This is a genomic window from Nisaea acidiphila, from assembly GCF_024662015.1.
GTDB lineage: Bacteria > Pseudomonadota > Alphaproteobacteria > Thalassobaculales > Thalassobaculaceae > Nisaea > Nisaea acidiphila.
Genome location: NZ_CP102480.1, coordinates 4,430,757 through 4,444,011 on the forward strand (window position 1 = coordinate 4,430,757; position 13,255 = coordinate 4,444,011).

Below are 13,255 nucleotides of genomic sequence, written 5' to 3' on the forward strand. Positions count from 1 at the left end.
CCTCCCGATAATCGCTTTTGCGAAATTCAATTTCGTTTTCGTAGGACGTGACGGCCGCTCACGCAACCGGCTTGGCTGCGAGACTGCCATCTGCGAACTGTACAATCTCGCGGTTTCTTCGGAGAGGGCCGCGAATGGATCGGTGACAAATCGGCAAGAGACCGGGTGTTGCCCCGATCCGGGGATGGGAGGAAGTGGCCGATGGGCCAGAGGACCGCATTAGTGACCGGAGCGAGCAGGGGCATCGGCCGTTCCGTCGCCAAATATCTTGCCGAAAGAGGCTATCAGGTTATCGGCGTCGCCCGGACGGAACCCGCGGGCAGTTTCCCCGGGGCATTCCGAACCGCGGATCTCAGCGACGCGGAGGCGACCCGTGCGGCGCTCGAGGGGATCGCGAAAGAGTTCGAGGTCGACGTGCTGGTGAACAATGCCGGCATCGCCCCTCTCGGCACGGTCGAGGAGGTGACGCCGGAGACCCTGCAGCATCTGATGTCGGTGAATGTCCGCGCGCCCTATCAGTGCATGCAGGCCTTTCTGCCGGGAATGCGGGGGCGCAAGTTCGGCCGGGTGATCAATATCGGCTCCCGCGCTGCGCTCGGAAAACACGGTCGCAGCGCCTATGCGGTGACCAAGGGCGGCATTGCCGCGGCAACCCGTACCTGGGCGATCGAGGCCGGCGGCGACGGGATCACGGTGAACTGCGTCGCACCGGGGCCGATCGCCACCGAGATGTTCGAGGAGGGCAACCCGGCGGGGTCCGCCAGCCGCAATGCGATCGAGGCGGCGATCCCGGTGAAGCGGATCGGCCAGCCGGAGGATGTGGCATCGGCGGTGGCTTTCTTCGCCTCGGACGATGCCGGTTTCTGCACCGGCCAGGTACTCTATGTCTGCGGCGGCCTTACCGTCGGGTCGGCGCCGCTATGAACGATCTGAGCGATTTGCGCAAACGCAACCTCGCCCGCCTGATCGATCCCAAGAGCTTCGCCGTTATCGGTGCCACCGACGACCCGCTTCGTATCGGTGGGCGCCCGATCGACTATTCGGTCAGGCACGGTTTCAGCGGGCGGATCTATCCGGTCAATCCGAAGCGCGAGACGATCCAGGGCCTGAAGGCTTATCCATCCATCTCCGACGTGCCGGAGGCGGTCGACGCTGCCATCGTCGCGCTGCCCGCGCCGCTGGTAGCGGAGACGGTCGAGGCCTGCGCCGCGAAAGGTGTCGGCGCCTGCATCGTCTTCAGCTCCGGGTTTTCCGAACTGGGCGCCGAAGGCGACGCCATGCAGGCGCGCCTGACGGAGATCTCCCGGCGTACCGGGATCCGGGTGCTCGGCCCGAACTGCCTCGGTGCCTTCAATGCGGCGACCGGCTGGATCGGAACCTTTTCCTCCGCGCCGTCGGTCGATCCGGCGGTGCCCGGTCCGATCGCCATCGCTAGCCAGAGCGGCGCCTATGGCGGGCATATCTACAATCTCGCCCGCAAGCGCGGCCTCAAGGTCGGGCGCTGGGTGACCACCGGCAACGAGTCCGACATCGAGCTTTCGGAGTGCATTTCCTATCTGCTCGACGACCCCGAAGTGAAGGTCGTGATGTCCTATGCCGAAGGCATCCGCGACGGGGCCGGGCTGAAGGCCGCCTTCGAGAAAGCGCGGGACATGCAAAAGCCGATCGTCATGGTGAAGGTCGGCCGGAGCGAGGTCGGTGCCGCGGCTGCGGCGTCCCATACGGCCGCGCTCGCCGGCACCGATGCGGTGATCGACGGCATGATGCGGCAATACGGCGTCTACCGGGCGGACGATGCGAACGAGATGCTGGAGGTCGCCTATGGCTGCCAGCACGGGCATTTCCCGGACGGCAACAAGCTTGGCTTCATCACGATTTCCGGCGGGCTCGGCGTGCAGATGGCGGACAGTGCCGCCGCGCTCGGGCTGGAGGTGCCGGAATTCTCGAAAGCCGGGCAGGAAAAGATGCTGGAGCTCTTTCCGTTCGCCGCGGCGCGCAATCCGGTGGATGTGACCGGGCAGGCGTTCAACGACAAGGACGCCATCGCCAAGTGCCTGAAAATCATGATGGAGGAGGGCGACTACGATGTCGTGATCTCCTTCTTCACCGCGGTCGCTTCCTTGCCGGAGGTTGCGAAAGACATCGTCGAGACGCTGAAGCCGCTGAAGGACTCGCGTCCGGACAAGCATCTCTTCTTCTCGATCCTCGCCTCGGAGGAGAACCGGCGCTTCTACGAAAGCAACGGCTATCCGATGTTCGACGATCCCGTGCCCGCGATCACAGCGGCGAACGGACTGATGTATTTCGGACGGGCCTTCGCGGCGGCCCGGGGCGCGCCCCCGGCGCTGCCGGCAGGCGCGGAGACGGTCCCGGCGGTTGCGACGGCCGAACACGAGGCGAAACGTATCTTGGCCTCTGCGGGCATTCCGGTGGTGCGGGAATATCTCGCGGCCACGGCGGACGAGGCGGCTTTACGGGCCGGTGAACTTGGCGGCCGCGTCGTGCTGAAAATCGCCTCGCCGGACATTGCCCACAAGACGGAGATCGGCGGTGTGCTGGTCGGTCTTGAAGGCGATGCGGCGGTGCGCGAGGGCTTCGAGACCCTGATGGCGCGGGCGGCGGAGAAGCGGCCGGACGCGAAGCTCGACGGCGTGATCGTCTGCGAGATGGTCAGCGGCGGCGTCGAGACCGTCATTGGTGTGCAGCGCGATCCCGTGCTCGGTCCGGCGGTGATGTTCGGTCTCGGCGGCGTGCTTGTCGAGGTGCTGAAGGACGTGAGCTTTCGCCTGGCGCCGTTCTCGGTGGAGGAGGCGCACCGCATGATCCGGGAGATCAAGGGCTTCAAGATTCTGGAGGGCGTCCGCGGGGCGCCGCCTGCCGATATCGACGCGTTGGCGGAGGCACTGGCGAAGCTTTCCGTTTTCGCGGCGGCCAACGAGGAGACACTGGACAGCATCGACATCAATCCGTTTATCGTGCTGCCCGAGGGCAAGGGCGCGGTGGCGGTCGATGCGCTCATCGTTCCGGCGACAGGAGAAAGCGCATGAGGCCGCAGAGCGTCCGCACCCGGATCACCGAGCTTTTCGGCATCCGCCATCCGATCCTCTGTGGCGGCCTGATGTGGCTCGCCGATGCGAATTATGCGGCCGCTGCCGCCAATGCCGGTTGTCTCGGATTTATGACGGCGAAGACCTTTCCCGATCCGGGACGCTGGAAAGAGGAGCTTGAGAAGGCGAAGGCGCTCGCCGGCGGCAATCCGCTCGGCGTGAACCTCTATATCTCGCAGCGTCCAGAAGAGAACGCGATGCTGACCGGCCATGCCGACCTGGCCTTGCAGGCGGGCGTGCACAGTTTCGAGACGGCGGCGATGCCGCCCGCGGATCTGGTGCGCCAACTGAAAGAGGGCGGCGCCAAGGTGATCCACAAGGTCGCCTCCGTGCGCCACGCGGTCTCGGCGGCGACCAAGCTAGATATCGACGCGGTTTCCGTCGTGGGCATGGAATGCGGCGGGCACCCGGGCCTCAACATGGTCGGGAACATGGTGCAGGGCGTGCTGGCCGCGCTTCGGGTCGATATCCCGGTGGTGATCGGCGGCGGGATCGGGCACGGCCGCCAGCTTGCGGGTGCGCTTGCCTTCGGGGCGGAGGGAGTCGTTCTTGGAACGCGCCTCCTGGTCGCCGACGAGGTCTGGAGCCACGACGCGGTGAAAGAGCGTGTCGTGCAGGCGGACGAGACCAGCTCGCGCCTCGTGCTCGCCTCGATGCGGAATACCTATCGGGTGATCGACAACGAGACCGCCCGAGCCGTTGCGGAACTGGAAGCCGCCGGGGTCAAGGATTACGAGACCTATCGCGAGCATGTCCGCGGCACTTTGCAGAAAGAAGCCTACGAGGATGGCGACCCGGAGAAGGGGCTGCTGTCCATGGGACAGTCCGCCGTCTTCGCGGACCGGATCGAGCCGCTCGGCGACATTATCGACCGGATGGTTGACGAGATGGACGAGGCGATGGGCCGGCTGCAGGGGCTTCGTGTCGCGCATGAGGCGGCGGCGGAGTAACGCTCTGTATTTCCTGACACATGCGAATGTCGTCATCGATCCCGAGGTCCCGATCACCGATTGGGGCCTCTCGGAGCTGGGACGTGCCCGGATCCAGACGGGCCTCAAGCAACTCTGGCTAAACGATGTGACGAGCCTCTGGTCAAGCACGGAACGCAAGGCGCTCGATACGGCGGAGATCCTCTCGGAACATCTCGGGCTCGGCGTCCGGGTGCTGGAAGATCTGGGCGAAAACGACCGTTCGGCGACCGGCTACCTGCCGCCGGAGGAGTTCGAGCGGACGGCGGACCGGTTCTTCGCGGAACCTGATGTTCCCGTCCGCGGCTGGGCGACCGCCCGGAAGGAACAGGCCCGGATCGTCGCGGCTTCGGCAGCCGTTGCGGAACTGGATCCGGCGGGTGTTCCGCTGATCGTCTCGCACGGTGCGGTCGGAGCGTTGTTGCTCGCGCATCGTCTTGGACAACCGATCTCCCGCGCGTTCGACCAGCCGCGGAACGGCGGCGGTAACTGGTTTCGGATTGCCGAAGGTTACCTTCGCTGGCAGAGCTTCGACGGGGCGGAGCCGGATTGACGCTCGGTCTTTCTTGCCTCGGCTGTTAACCTTCCACTCATGGCCACGACCACAGACATCATCGGTGAAGCTCTCGCGGGCCGGCCCCCGGCCCAGCGCAAACGCTTGCAGGAATTGCGTGCGCTGATCCGACGGACGGCGGAAAGCTGCGATGAGGTTTCGGAGCTTGAGGAATGCCTGAAATGGGGCCAGCCCAGTTTCGTGCCGAAGCCGAAAGGCATCGGCTCGACCGTGCGTATCGACGCGCGCGGCGACGGCGTCTCGGTCTATTTCATCTGTACGACCGGGCTGGTGGAACATTTCCGGGAACTTTATCCCGGGGCCTTCGATTTCATCGGAAACCGCGAAATCCATTTCTCGCCGGAGGAGGATTTCCCGGAAGCGGAACTGAGCCATTGCGTCGCGCTAGCGCTGACCTATCACAAGCGCAAGAAACAGGTCCGCTCGCCCGAATAGGCCGCGCAGGCTCTAGAGGTCCGTGTTCAGAAAATAGATCGCCGAGAGGATCTTGTTGCAGCGTCGTCCGTCCTCGCTGAGCGGCAGGATCAGGCGTTCGGCCTGGAGATGGCTCTTCGCACCGGCGCTGGCGAAGAATGTGCCGCAGGACCGGTAGGGCGCGAACCGTATCGCAGCCAGATAATACTCCTCGAGGATCCGTTTTCCCCGATCCGTTCCACCGATCTCGGAAATGGTCTTGCCGGTATCGTCACGCCCCACCTGTTCCGCGATCCAGGTTCCGATGACCCTGAAACGGACATCCGCCTGTTGTTCCATCAGATCGACGAGCAGGATGTGCGGCAGCCAGGGTTTGAGTTCGATCACATCGATGTCGGTGCGGCTCGGCGCTGTCCGATCGCCGGCCTTGGACTTCCAAAGCCGGAACAGTTCCCGCAACTCCGGCCGTTCCAGCTGGTCCGCCGAGGTGACCTCCGTGCAGTCCATTTCCGGCGAAATCAGCGGGGCCAGCTTGAAGAGACGGTCGGGAAACATTGCGCGGTCTTTTCGGTCCGTCTTGGGGAGACGCGTTATTGGGAACGAAATAGGCACCGGTCCAGCCATCACTGGTCGTGGCACCGGTGCGCGACAGGCGCCCATATGGGGCATCGGCTCTGGCCCGTCAACCTTTAGGAGAGGGGCGCCCGGGAAATCATGGCAGGCATGCGGGGAAAGTCCCGCCTCAGAAATCGTCGCTCAAGTAATAGATTCCGGACAGTAACTGGTCGCAGACCCGGCCGTCGCGGCTGAGCGGCAAAATGAGGCGTTCGGCCCGGGTGAATTCCTTGACCCGGGTCTGGTCGTAGAACGGCCGGACGGAAGAGTAGGGAGTCATGCTGGAGGCGACCGTGATGAATTCGTCCAGAATTTCGCGGTTCCTGTCGTTCAGGCCGATTTCCGACCAGGTCTTGCCGGTATCGTCCTGACCGTAGCGCTCGGTGATCCATGTCCCGATAACCCTGTAGCGGACATCGCTGCGGCTCTCCATGACGTCGAGCAGTTGCAGGTGCGGCAACCAGCGCTTCAACTCCAGAACGTCGAACTTCTCGCGCGACGGCGCCGCGCCGTCGGCGCATCTTCCCTTCCAGAGTTCGTAGAGTTCGCGCAACTCCGGATGCGATAGATCCGAGGCGCTGCGGATCGGCAGAAATCGGGACTGTCCGTCGTGCATCGGCGCTGGCTCGTCTTGCTGGCCGTGGGGTATGGAAAGCTCCGATCGCTTCCAGGCGGATCGCGGAATGCGACCCTGATTGCGTTACCGGAGCGAATCTTTACTCATCCAAGCGCCTGATCCAAGTCCGCGATGATGTCGTCCGCAGTTTCAAGTCCAACGGAAATACGCATGACGTCGTCGCCGGCGCCCGCGGCGGCCCGCTGTTCCTCCGTCAGCTGGCGGTGCGTGGTCGAGGCCGGGTGCAGGATCAGCGAGCGGGTGTCGCCGATATTGGCGAGGTGGCTCAGCAGCTCGACATTCTCGACGATGCGCTGGCCGGCCGCGTAACCGCCCTTCACGCCGAAGGTAAAAACGGAACCGGCCCCGCCGGGCAGATATTTCCGCGCCAGTGCATGGTAGCGGCTGCTCTCCAGCCCGGCATAGGACACCCAGGAAACCGCCGGATGCTTGTCCAGATAGGCTGCGACCTTGGCCGCGTTGGCGACGTGCCGCTCCATGCGCAACGGCAGGGTCTCGATCCCGGTGATGGTGAGATAGGCGTTCATCGGCGCCATGGTCGGGCCGAGATCTCGTAGGCCCACAGCGTGACCGTAGGTGGTGAAGGCGAGGTCGCCGAAGCTCTCCCAGAAAGAAATGCCGTGATAGGCCGGCTCCGGCTCGGCAAGCGACGGGAACTTGTCGTTCTGGCCCCAGTCGAATTTTCCCGAATCGACGACCGCGCCGCCCATCGCGTTACCGTGTCCGGAGAGGAACTTGGTGGTGGAATGCACCACGAGGTCGGCGCCGTATTCTATCGGGCGGCAGAGATAGGGCGTTGCCATGGTGTTGTCGATGATCAGCGGCACGCCGGCACCGTGGGCGATCTCGGAGAGCGCTTCGATGTCGCTGATCACACCGCCGGGATTGGCGAGCGACTCCGCGAAGAGCGCCTTGCATTTCGGATCGTCGACCGCCTTGCGTACCGCATCGAGATCGTCGACATCGACGAAGGTGCAGTTCCAGCCGAACTTCTTGAAGGTCTTGCCGAACTGGGTGATCGAGCCGCCATAGAGCCGGGTCGAGGCGACGAGGAAATCGCCCGGCTGCATCAGCGGGAAGAGGGCGAGCATCTGCGCCGAATGGCCGGACGCCGTACAGGTCGTGCCGCGCCCGCCCTCAAGGCTGGCGATGCGCTCTTCCAGCACCGCGGTCGTCGGGTTCGAGAGTCGGGAATAGATGTTGCCGAAGGTCTGCAGGTTGAAGAGCGAGGCGGCGTGATCCGCATCGTCGAAGACATAGGCCGTGGTCTGGTAGATCGGTGTCGAGCGCGCACCGGTGGTCGGGTCCGGTGCGGCACCGGCATGGATCGCCCGGGTCTCGAAACCGGCGCGCTTCTGCGGCGCGGCTTTCGGGTTCTCCGCCTCTTCGGCGCCCGGCGTGCCGACGGCGCGGCGCTTGGAGGAGATCACGTTCGAGTCGAAACCGTGCCAGGAGAGCTCGCCGTAGAGCCGTGAGAACTCGATCTTCGGGCAGCGGTTCATCACCACCTTGAGACCGGCCTTCTCGGCCGCCTCGGCGCCCGCGTCGTTGCGGACGCCGAGCTGCATCCAGACCACCTTTGCGCCGATCTCGACCGCTTCCTCGGCGATCGGACCCGCAGCCTCGGAATTGCGGAAAATGTCGACCATGTCGACATCGAAGGGGATGTCCTTCAGCGAGGCATAGACCTTCTCGCCGAGGATCTCCTGATCGGCGAGCCCGGGATTGACCGGCACGATCCTGTAGCCCTTGCCCTGCAGGTACTTCGCCATGAAGTAGCTCGGCCGGGTCCATTTCTGGCTCGCGCCGACCACGGCGATGGTGCGCACGGAGGAGAGGATATCCTTGATGTAGCTGTCCGGATAATTGTCGTGATCGATCCGGCGCGGCGCTTCGCTCTCGGCCATCTTATTCCCCCGTCCATTTCGGGCTGCGTTTCTCGATAAAGGCATCGATCCCCTCGGCGGCGTCGCGCGCCTGCATGTTCTCGACCATCACCTTGCTCGTGTAGGCATAGGCCTCGGCCAGCGGCATCTCGAGCTGGCGGTAGAACGCCGCCTTGCCTGTCTTCAGCACCAGCGGCGATTTGGAAGCGATCTTTCCGGCCATCTCGGATACTGCGGCGTCAAGCTCGGCTTCGGGGACGGCCCTGTTGATCAGGCCGTGCCGGAGCGCGGTGTCCGCGTCGATCATCTCGCCGGTCAGCAGCATTTCCATCACCTGCTTGCGCGGGATCGCGCGGGAGACGGCGACCATAGGGGTCGAGCAGAAGAGCCCGATATTCACGCCCGGCGTGCCGAAACGGGTGTCGTCGGCCGCGACCGCAAGGTCGGCGGTGGCGACGATCTGGCAGCCGGCGGCGGTGGCGATCCCGTGCACCTTGGCGATCACTGGCTGCGGCAGTTCGGTGATGCTCATCATCAGCTTCGAGCAGGCGGCGAAGACCTGCTCGTGGAAGGCCGCGTCGGTGCGGGCGCGCATCTCGCGCAGATCGTGTCCGGCGCAGAAGCCTTTCCCGGTGCCCTCCAGGATCACGACCTTCACCGCGCGGTCACTTGCAATGGCGTCGAGTTCCGCCTGCAGCGCCGCCATCAGGCCAAGCGAGAGCGCGTTGTAGGCTTTCGGACGATTCAGTGTGAGACAGGCGATCCCGTCCGCGTCGCTACGCAGCACGAGCGGTGTTTCAAGGTCTTCCGCGACGGACATGGTTCCTCCCGATCGGCGTTCCCGATTTCTGATGCGCAGACTAGCGCCGGAACGGCCGGAGGAACAGACGCGCGCACGTCACCAAAGCGTTAGGCGGAAGCGATGGATCAGGTGACGCGGATCCAGGTCATCATGCCCGCGGCGGAATGTTCGACCATGTGACAATGCAGCAGCCAGTTCCCGGGATTGTCCGCGACGAAGGCGATCTCGGCCACTTCCTCCGCCTGCATCAGCATCGTGTCGCGCAGGGCTCCGAGGCCGCCATTTTCGAGCACTTTTCGGAAATGATGGCCGTGCAGATGCATCGCATGCGGCCAACCGGTGCGGTTCTCCATCCGGATCCGGACGGTTTCTCCGGCCGATGCCGCGATCAGCGGCTCTTCCGGCATGTCGGCGCGGCCGTTGAAGGCCCAGACTTTGCCTTTTTGCACGAGGCCGCGCATGTCCATCGCCCGGCCGCCCATCGTCGCGCCGCGCAAGCCGCCCATGGCGCCGCCTTCCATCAGGAGATCAGCGGTGCGGGCCTTTCCGAGCGGTCCGGTTTCCGGCACCGGGTTCGGCGGAAGGGGGGAGACTGGCTCCGTGCGCCGCGCCGCCGCGCTTTCGGATATCTCGAACGCGGCGACCGCATAGCTTCCGTTGCGCTCGTGCGAGACGATCGAGGCCTCGCTCCCGGCCTCGCCCGTGACGTCGACAATCAGGTCGATCCGCTGGGCCGGCGCCATGACCATCCGGCCCGCGCGTTGAGGCGTTGCCAGCGGCTGCCCGTCGAGGGCGACGATCCAGCCGTCGAAACCCTTGAGGCCGAGGCTGAAGATCCGGGCGTTGGCCACATTCACCAGCCTGAGGCGAAGGCGTTCGTTCCGCTTCGCGGTCGAGGCCCAGTAGCCGTCGCCGTTCACCGTGATCCAGTTCCCGATGCGCCCGCCGTGGGACCAGTCGTGCATGGCGCCGAAATTCTCCGCGATCTCGGCTTTTTCGGTCAGGCGCCAGTCGTCGATGAGCAGGACTTCGTCCCGGTCCACGTCGGGCGTTTCCGCTTCTTCTACAACGAGCGCGCCATAGAGGCCGCGGGCGAGCTGCTCCCAGGTCTTGTTATGCGGGTGGTACCAGTAGGTCCCGGCGTCGGGCAGCTGGAACTCGTAATCGAAGGTTGCGCCCGGTTCGACGGGAGCCTGGGTCAGTTCCGGCACCCCATCCATGGCGTTGGCGATCCTGATGCCATGCCAGTGAATGGTGGAAGCCTGCGGTAATCCGTTCAGAAAGCGCCGGCCGATCCGCTCCCCTTGCTTTACCCGCAGCGTCGGACCCGGGACGCCGCCCTCATAGCCCCAGATCGGTGTCGACCGGTACTCCGCCGGCGCCAGGCGCGCCGTTCCCGGCCGGGCTTCGAGAATGTGCGGGGCGGCGCCGAGAGCGCGGCCGGGAAGGGATCCTCCGGCCGCCGCGAGGCCCAGCGCGCCGGTCGTTTCGAGAAACCCACGTCGTGAAAAGTTCCGCACCGGTCTTCCTCTCCGTCCTAAGGGCCGGTCGTCGCGTCGGCCTTCATCCCGAAGAATATGGCGCTAACGCACGCCAAGGAAATGCAGAACGAAGGCAATCGTGCCGAAAGAGAGGAAGGTCGAGACCAGCATCGAGGTCGCCGCCGCCGGAGTGCCGGCATCGTAGCGGTCGGCGAAGAGGTAGACATTCACCCCGACGGGCAGGGCCGCGACGATCACGGCAACGTCGCGCCAGAGCGGATCCATCGAGAAGATATGGGTGGCGAGCACGTAGGTGATCGCGGGGAAGGCGACGAGTTTCAGGGCGCTGCCGACCAGCGCTTCCCAGATCGCCCCCCGGATCCGGTAACGCGCGAGCGACGCGCCCATGGCGAAAACCGCGCAGGGCAGGGCGGCGCGCCCCATGAATTCGGTGATGTCCGCCACCGGCTTCGGCAGCGGCAGCGAAAAGATGTTCCAGGCGAGACCGGCGAGCATGCCCACGAGGATCGGGTTGGTGACAAGGCTCTTCACGATGGCCCACGGAATGCCCGCGAGCGCGCCTTTCTGGCCCCGGCCGCCTTCCACCAGGATCGTGACGACGGCGAAGAACTGCCAGGAATGGAAGGCGATGATCAGGAAGACCGGCAGCGTCCCCGCGTCGCCGAAAGTGGTCAGGATCAGCGGGATGCCGAGCAGCACCGTGTTGCCGAAGGCGCCCGTCATCCCTGCCAACGAAGCATGAGCGAAGTCGCGCCTGAACCACCACAATGAGATCAGCATGCCGAGCATCCAGACCGCGTATCCGGCACCGAAGAAGGAGATCAGGAACTCCCACTCGATCGGATCCGGCAGCGTCTGCCGCGCCATGGTGTGGAACAGCATCGGGGGAATGGCGAAGTTGAAGACGAACTTCGAAAGATTGTCGACGGCGGCTTCCGGAAACCAGCCGACGCGGGCGGCGGCGTAGGCGATGAAGACGGTGCCGAAGACCGGCAGGACGATGTCGATCAGGATTTCCATTGCAGGCCCGGAAAGGGAATTCAGGTGACGCGGCGAATTCAGAAGCCCTCTTCGATAAACGATTATCCGGCGCGATGACAGAGACGGCGAACGATCCCGCGGCCGAAACCCATCCGCTGCTCGAAGGTGCGATCGCGGGGAAACTGGTGCGGCTGGCGCTGCCGGGGCTGCTCGGCGGACTGATGCAATCCTTCCTTTATGTCGCCGACGGGCGTTTCGTCGGCACCCTCGGGCCGCTCCCTCTCGCCGGTGTGGCGCTGGTGTTTCCGCTCTTCGCGCTCTCGGTCATGCTCTCCGCGGGCGCCGTCGGCGGCGCGGTGGTGGCGGCGACCGCGCGCGCTCTCGGTGCGCGGGACCGGGAGGGAGCGGGCGCGCTAGTGCGCACGGCCCTGATCCTGGCGCTGCTGGGCGGCGGCATCAGTGCCGTGATCGTCCAGCTATTCGGTCCGGCATTCTTCCGCCTGCTCGGCGGCGAGGGCGAGGTGCTCGAGGCCGCGATCGCCTATGCGGGCGTGCTCTTTCCCGGGATCGTGGTGATCTGGCTCTTCAACATGCTGGCGAGCCTGCTGCGCGGCGCGGGCGACATGCGGCGTCCGGCGGTCGCGCTCGGCATCGCCGCCACCGTGCATATTCTCTCCGCGACGGTCCTGGTTCTCGGCAAGGGACCGATCGCTTCTCTCGGGATCGCCGGGGCCGCGCTCTCTTTGCTGCTCGGATATGCGGCGGGAGGCCTTTATCTCGCCTGGCGCCTGTTCGGTCCCGCGGGGCCGGACTGGGTGCGGTTCGCCGGAAAGATCGACTGGGGGCAGGTGCTGTGGGTCGGGCGGCGCGGGAGCTTCGCCGGCGTGCAGTCGGTGCTGACCATCGCCATGGCGCTTGTCGTGACAGCCTATATGGCACGCATCGGTCCGAAAGCGCTGGCGGGTTACGGTGTCGGTGTTCGGCTGGAACTGGTGATCATTCCCGTCATCTTCGCTTTCGGCAGTGCCTGCATCGCCATGGCGGGCGTCAGCCTCGGCGCCGGGGAGCGGGCGCGCGCGATCCGCGTCGCCTGGACCGGCAGCGGATTTGCGGCCGGTTTCGTCGGCCTGATCGGCTGCTTCCTCGCACTCTTTCCGGCGCTCTGGAGCGGGCTTTTCACCGGCGACACCGAGATCGCCGCCGCGACCGCGCAGTACCTCGGCATCGTCGGCCCGGCCTACACCTTCTTCGGCCTCGGCCTGTGTCTATATTTCGCCAGCCAGGCCCTGAACAGTCTGGTCTGGCCGGTGACTGGGGCGGGCATCCGTCTCGCGATTTTGCTGGCGGGCGGCGCGGCGCTTCTCGGCGAGGGGATCGATGCGCGCACGATCTATCTGCTCGTTGCCGCCGCGATGATGGCATACGGTCTGTTCAATGCTTTGACGCTCAGACTCGGCCCCTGGCGCGCCTGACATAGCGCACGCCCAGCAGGTAGAGCACAGCCGCGATTGTCCCGCACGATAGAAAGGTAGAGAGCAGCATCGCTGTTGCCATGACCGGCGCGCCGGCTTCGTAGCGGTCGGCAAAGAGGAAGACGTTGATGCCGACCGGCAGGGCTGCGATCACCACGGCGCGGGAACAGGGGCGCAGCTCAAGAGAACGGTTTCGCACTGAAATCAGTGAGGAGTGCAAACGCCTTTCTAAGAAAAAAATAAAATTGCACACATTGAGAAAAGCACAATTTTACATTGTGTTTGTGTGATGGCCAG

General features: G+C 65.0%; 13 protein-coding genes. 6 read left to right on the top strand and 7 right to left on the bottom strand.

What is annotated here, in order from left to right; all coding sequences use genetic code 11:
• Nucleotides 1–222 precede the first annotated feature (222 nt).
• Genes NUH88_RS20730 through NUH88_RS20750 form a run of 5 tightly spaced genes read left to right on the top strand, consistent with a single transcriptional unit; the run spans nt 223 to nt 5,084 of the window.
• A complete protein-coding gene (locus tag NUH88_RS20730) occupies nt 223–924 on the top strand; it encodes an SDR family oxidoreductase (protein WP_257768668.1) in 702 nt (233 codons plus the stop codon).
• Entirely contained in the window at nt 921–3,047 is a 2,127-nt protein-coding gene (locus NUH88_RS20735; protein WP_257768669.1) for an acetate--CoA ligase family protein, read from the top strand. The genes NUH88_RS20730 and NUH88_RS20735 overlap by 4 nt, the downstream gene beginning before the upstream one ends.
• A complete protein-coding gene (locus NUH88_RS20740) occupies nt 3,044–4,057 on the top strand; it encodes an NAD(P)H-dependent flavin oxidoreductase (protein ID WP_257768670.1) in 1,014 nt (337 codons plus the stop codon). The genes NUH88_RS20735 and NUH88_RS20740 overlap by 4 nt, the downstream gene beginning before the upstream one ends.
• Nucleotides 4,038–4,628: a histidine phosphatase family protein gene (locus NUH88_RS20745; RefSeq protein ID WP_257768671.1), complete on the top strand. Its 591-nt coding sequence runs from the start codon at nt 4,038–4,040 to the stop codon at nt 4,626–4,628. The genes NUH88_RS20740 and NUH88_RS20745 overlap by 20 nt, the downstream gene beginning before the upstream one ends.
• A gap of 39 nt (nt 4,629–4,667) precedes the next feature.
• Nucleotides 4,668–5,084 carry a DUF1801 domain-containing protein gene (locus NUH88_RS20750; protein WP_257768672.1) on the top strand — a complete coding sequence of 139 codons (417 nt, stop codon included), beginning with the start codon at nt 4,668–4,670 and terminating at the stop codon, nt 5,082–5,084.
• A 12-nt stretch (nt 5,085–5,096) separates the two neighbouring features.
• Here NUH88_RS20750 and NUH88_RS20755 read toward each other — a convergent pair whose 3' ends face one another.
• From NUH88_RS20755 to NUH88_RS20780, 6 genes are all read right to left on the bottom strand, one after another.
• Nucleotides 5,097–5,618, bottom strand: coding sequence for a PAS domain-containing protein (locus tag NUH88_RS20755; protein WP_257768673.1), 522 nt, complete (start codon nt 5,616–5,618; stop codon nt 5,097–5,099).
• Nucleotides 5,619–5,805: 187 nt separating this feature from the next.
• Nucleotides 5,806–6,294 carry a PAS domain-containing protein gene (locus NUH88_RS20760; protein ID WP_257768674.1) on the bottom strand — a complete coding sequence of 163 codons (489 nt, stop codon included), beginning with the start codon at nt 6,292–6,294 and terminating at the stop codon, nt 5,806–5,808.
• Nucleotides 6,295–6,398: 104 nt separating this feature from the next.
• A complete protein-coding gene (locus tag NUH88_RS20765; protein WP_257768675.1) occupies nt 6,399–8,222 on the bottom strand; it encodes an O-acetylhomoserine aminocarboxypropyltransferase in 1,824 nt (607 codons plus the stop codon).
• Between the two features lies 1 nt (nt 8,223).
• On the bottom strand, nt 8,224–9,021 hold the full coding sequence (locus tag NUH88_RS20770) for an enoyl-CoA hydratase (RefSeq protein WP_257768677.1): 798 nt from the start codon (nt 9,019–9,021) through the stop codon (nt 8,224–8,226).
• Nucleotides 9,022–9,128: 107 nt separating this feature from the next.
• Nucleotides 9,129–10,523 carry a multicopper oxidase family protein gene (locus NUH88_RS20775; protein ID WP_257768679.1) on the bottom strand — a complete coding sequence of 465 codons (1,395 nt, stop codon included), beginning with the start codon at nt 10,521–10,523 and terminating at the stop codon, nt 9,129–9,131.
• Nucleotides 10,524–10,586: 63 nt separating this feature from the next.
• Nucleotides 10,587–11,525, bottom strand: coding sequence for an AEC family transporter (locus tag NUH88_RS20780; RefSeq protein WP_257768681.1), 939 nt, complete (start codon nt 11,523–11,525; stop codon nt 10,587–10,589).
• 74 nt (nt 11,526–11,599) lie between these two features.
• Here NUH88_RS20780 and NUH88_RS20785 point away from each other — a divergent pair, with 74 nt between their 5' ends.
• On the top strand, nt 11,600–12,958 hold the full coding sequence (locus NUH88_RS20785) for an MATE family efflux transporter (RefSeq protein WP_257768683.1): 1,359 nt from the start codon (nt 11,600–11,602) through the stop codon (nt 12,956–12,958).
• Here NUH88_RS20785 and NUH88_RS20790 read toward each other — a convergent pair.
• Nucleotides 12,933–13,157, bottom strand: coding sequence for a hypothetical protein (locus NUH88_RS20790; RefSeq protein ID WP_257768685.1), 225 nt, complete (start codon nt 13,155–13,157; stop codon nt 12,933–12,935). The genes NUH88_RS20785 and NUH88_RS20790 overlap by 26 nt on opposite strands.
• Between the last annotated feature and the right edge of the window lie 98 nt (nt 13,158–13,255).

Excerpts from the sequence above, each read along its gene's own strand:
- NUH88_RS20735 (WP_257768669.1), top strand. The coding sequence starts at position 921 with ATGAACGATCTGAGCGATTTGCGCAAACGCAACCTCGCCCGCCTGATC.
- NUH88_RS20740 (WP_257768670.1), top strand. The coding sequence starts at position 3,044 with ATGAGGCCGCAGAGCGTCCGCACCCGGATCACCGAGCTTTTCGGCATC.
- NUH88_RS20745 (WP_257768671.1), top strand. The coding sequence starts at position 4,038 with ATGAGGCGGCGGCGGAGTAACGCTCTGTATTTCCTGACACATGCGAAT.
- NUH88_RS20750 (WP_257768672.1), top strand. The coding sequence starts at position 4,668 with ATGGCCACGACCACAGACATCATCGGTGAAGCTCTCGCGGGCCGGCCC.
- NUH88_RS20755 (WP_257768673.1), bottom strand. The coding sequence starts at position 5,618 with ATGTTTCCCGACCGTCTCTTCAAGCTGGCCCCGCTGATTTCGCCGGAA.
- NUH88_RS20760 (WP_257768674.1), bottom strand. The coding sequence starts at position 6,294 with ATGCACGACGGACAGTCCCGATTTCTGCCGATCCGCAGCGCCTCGGAT.
- NUH88_RS20765 (WP_257768675.1), bottom strand. The coding sequence starts at position 8,222 with ATGGCCGAGAGCGAAGCGCCGCGCCGGATCGATCACGACAATTATCCG.
- NUH88_RS20770 (WP_257768677.1), bottom strand. The coding sequence starts at position 9,021 with ATGTCCGTCGCGGAAGACCTTGAAACACCGCTCGTGCTGCGTAGCGAC.
- NUH88_RS20780 (WP_257768681.1), bottom strand. The coding sequence starts at position 11,525 with ATGGAAATCCTGATCGACATCGTCCTGCCGGTCTTCGGCACCGTCTTC.
- NUH88_RS20785 (WP_257768683.1), top strand. The coding sequence starts at position 11,600 with ATGACAGAGACGGCGAACGATCCCGCGGCCGAAACCCATCCGCTGCTC.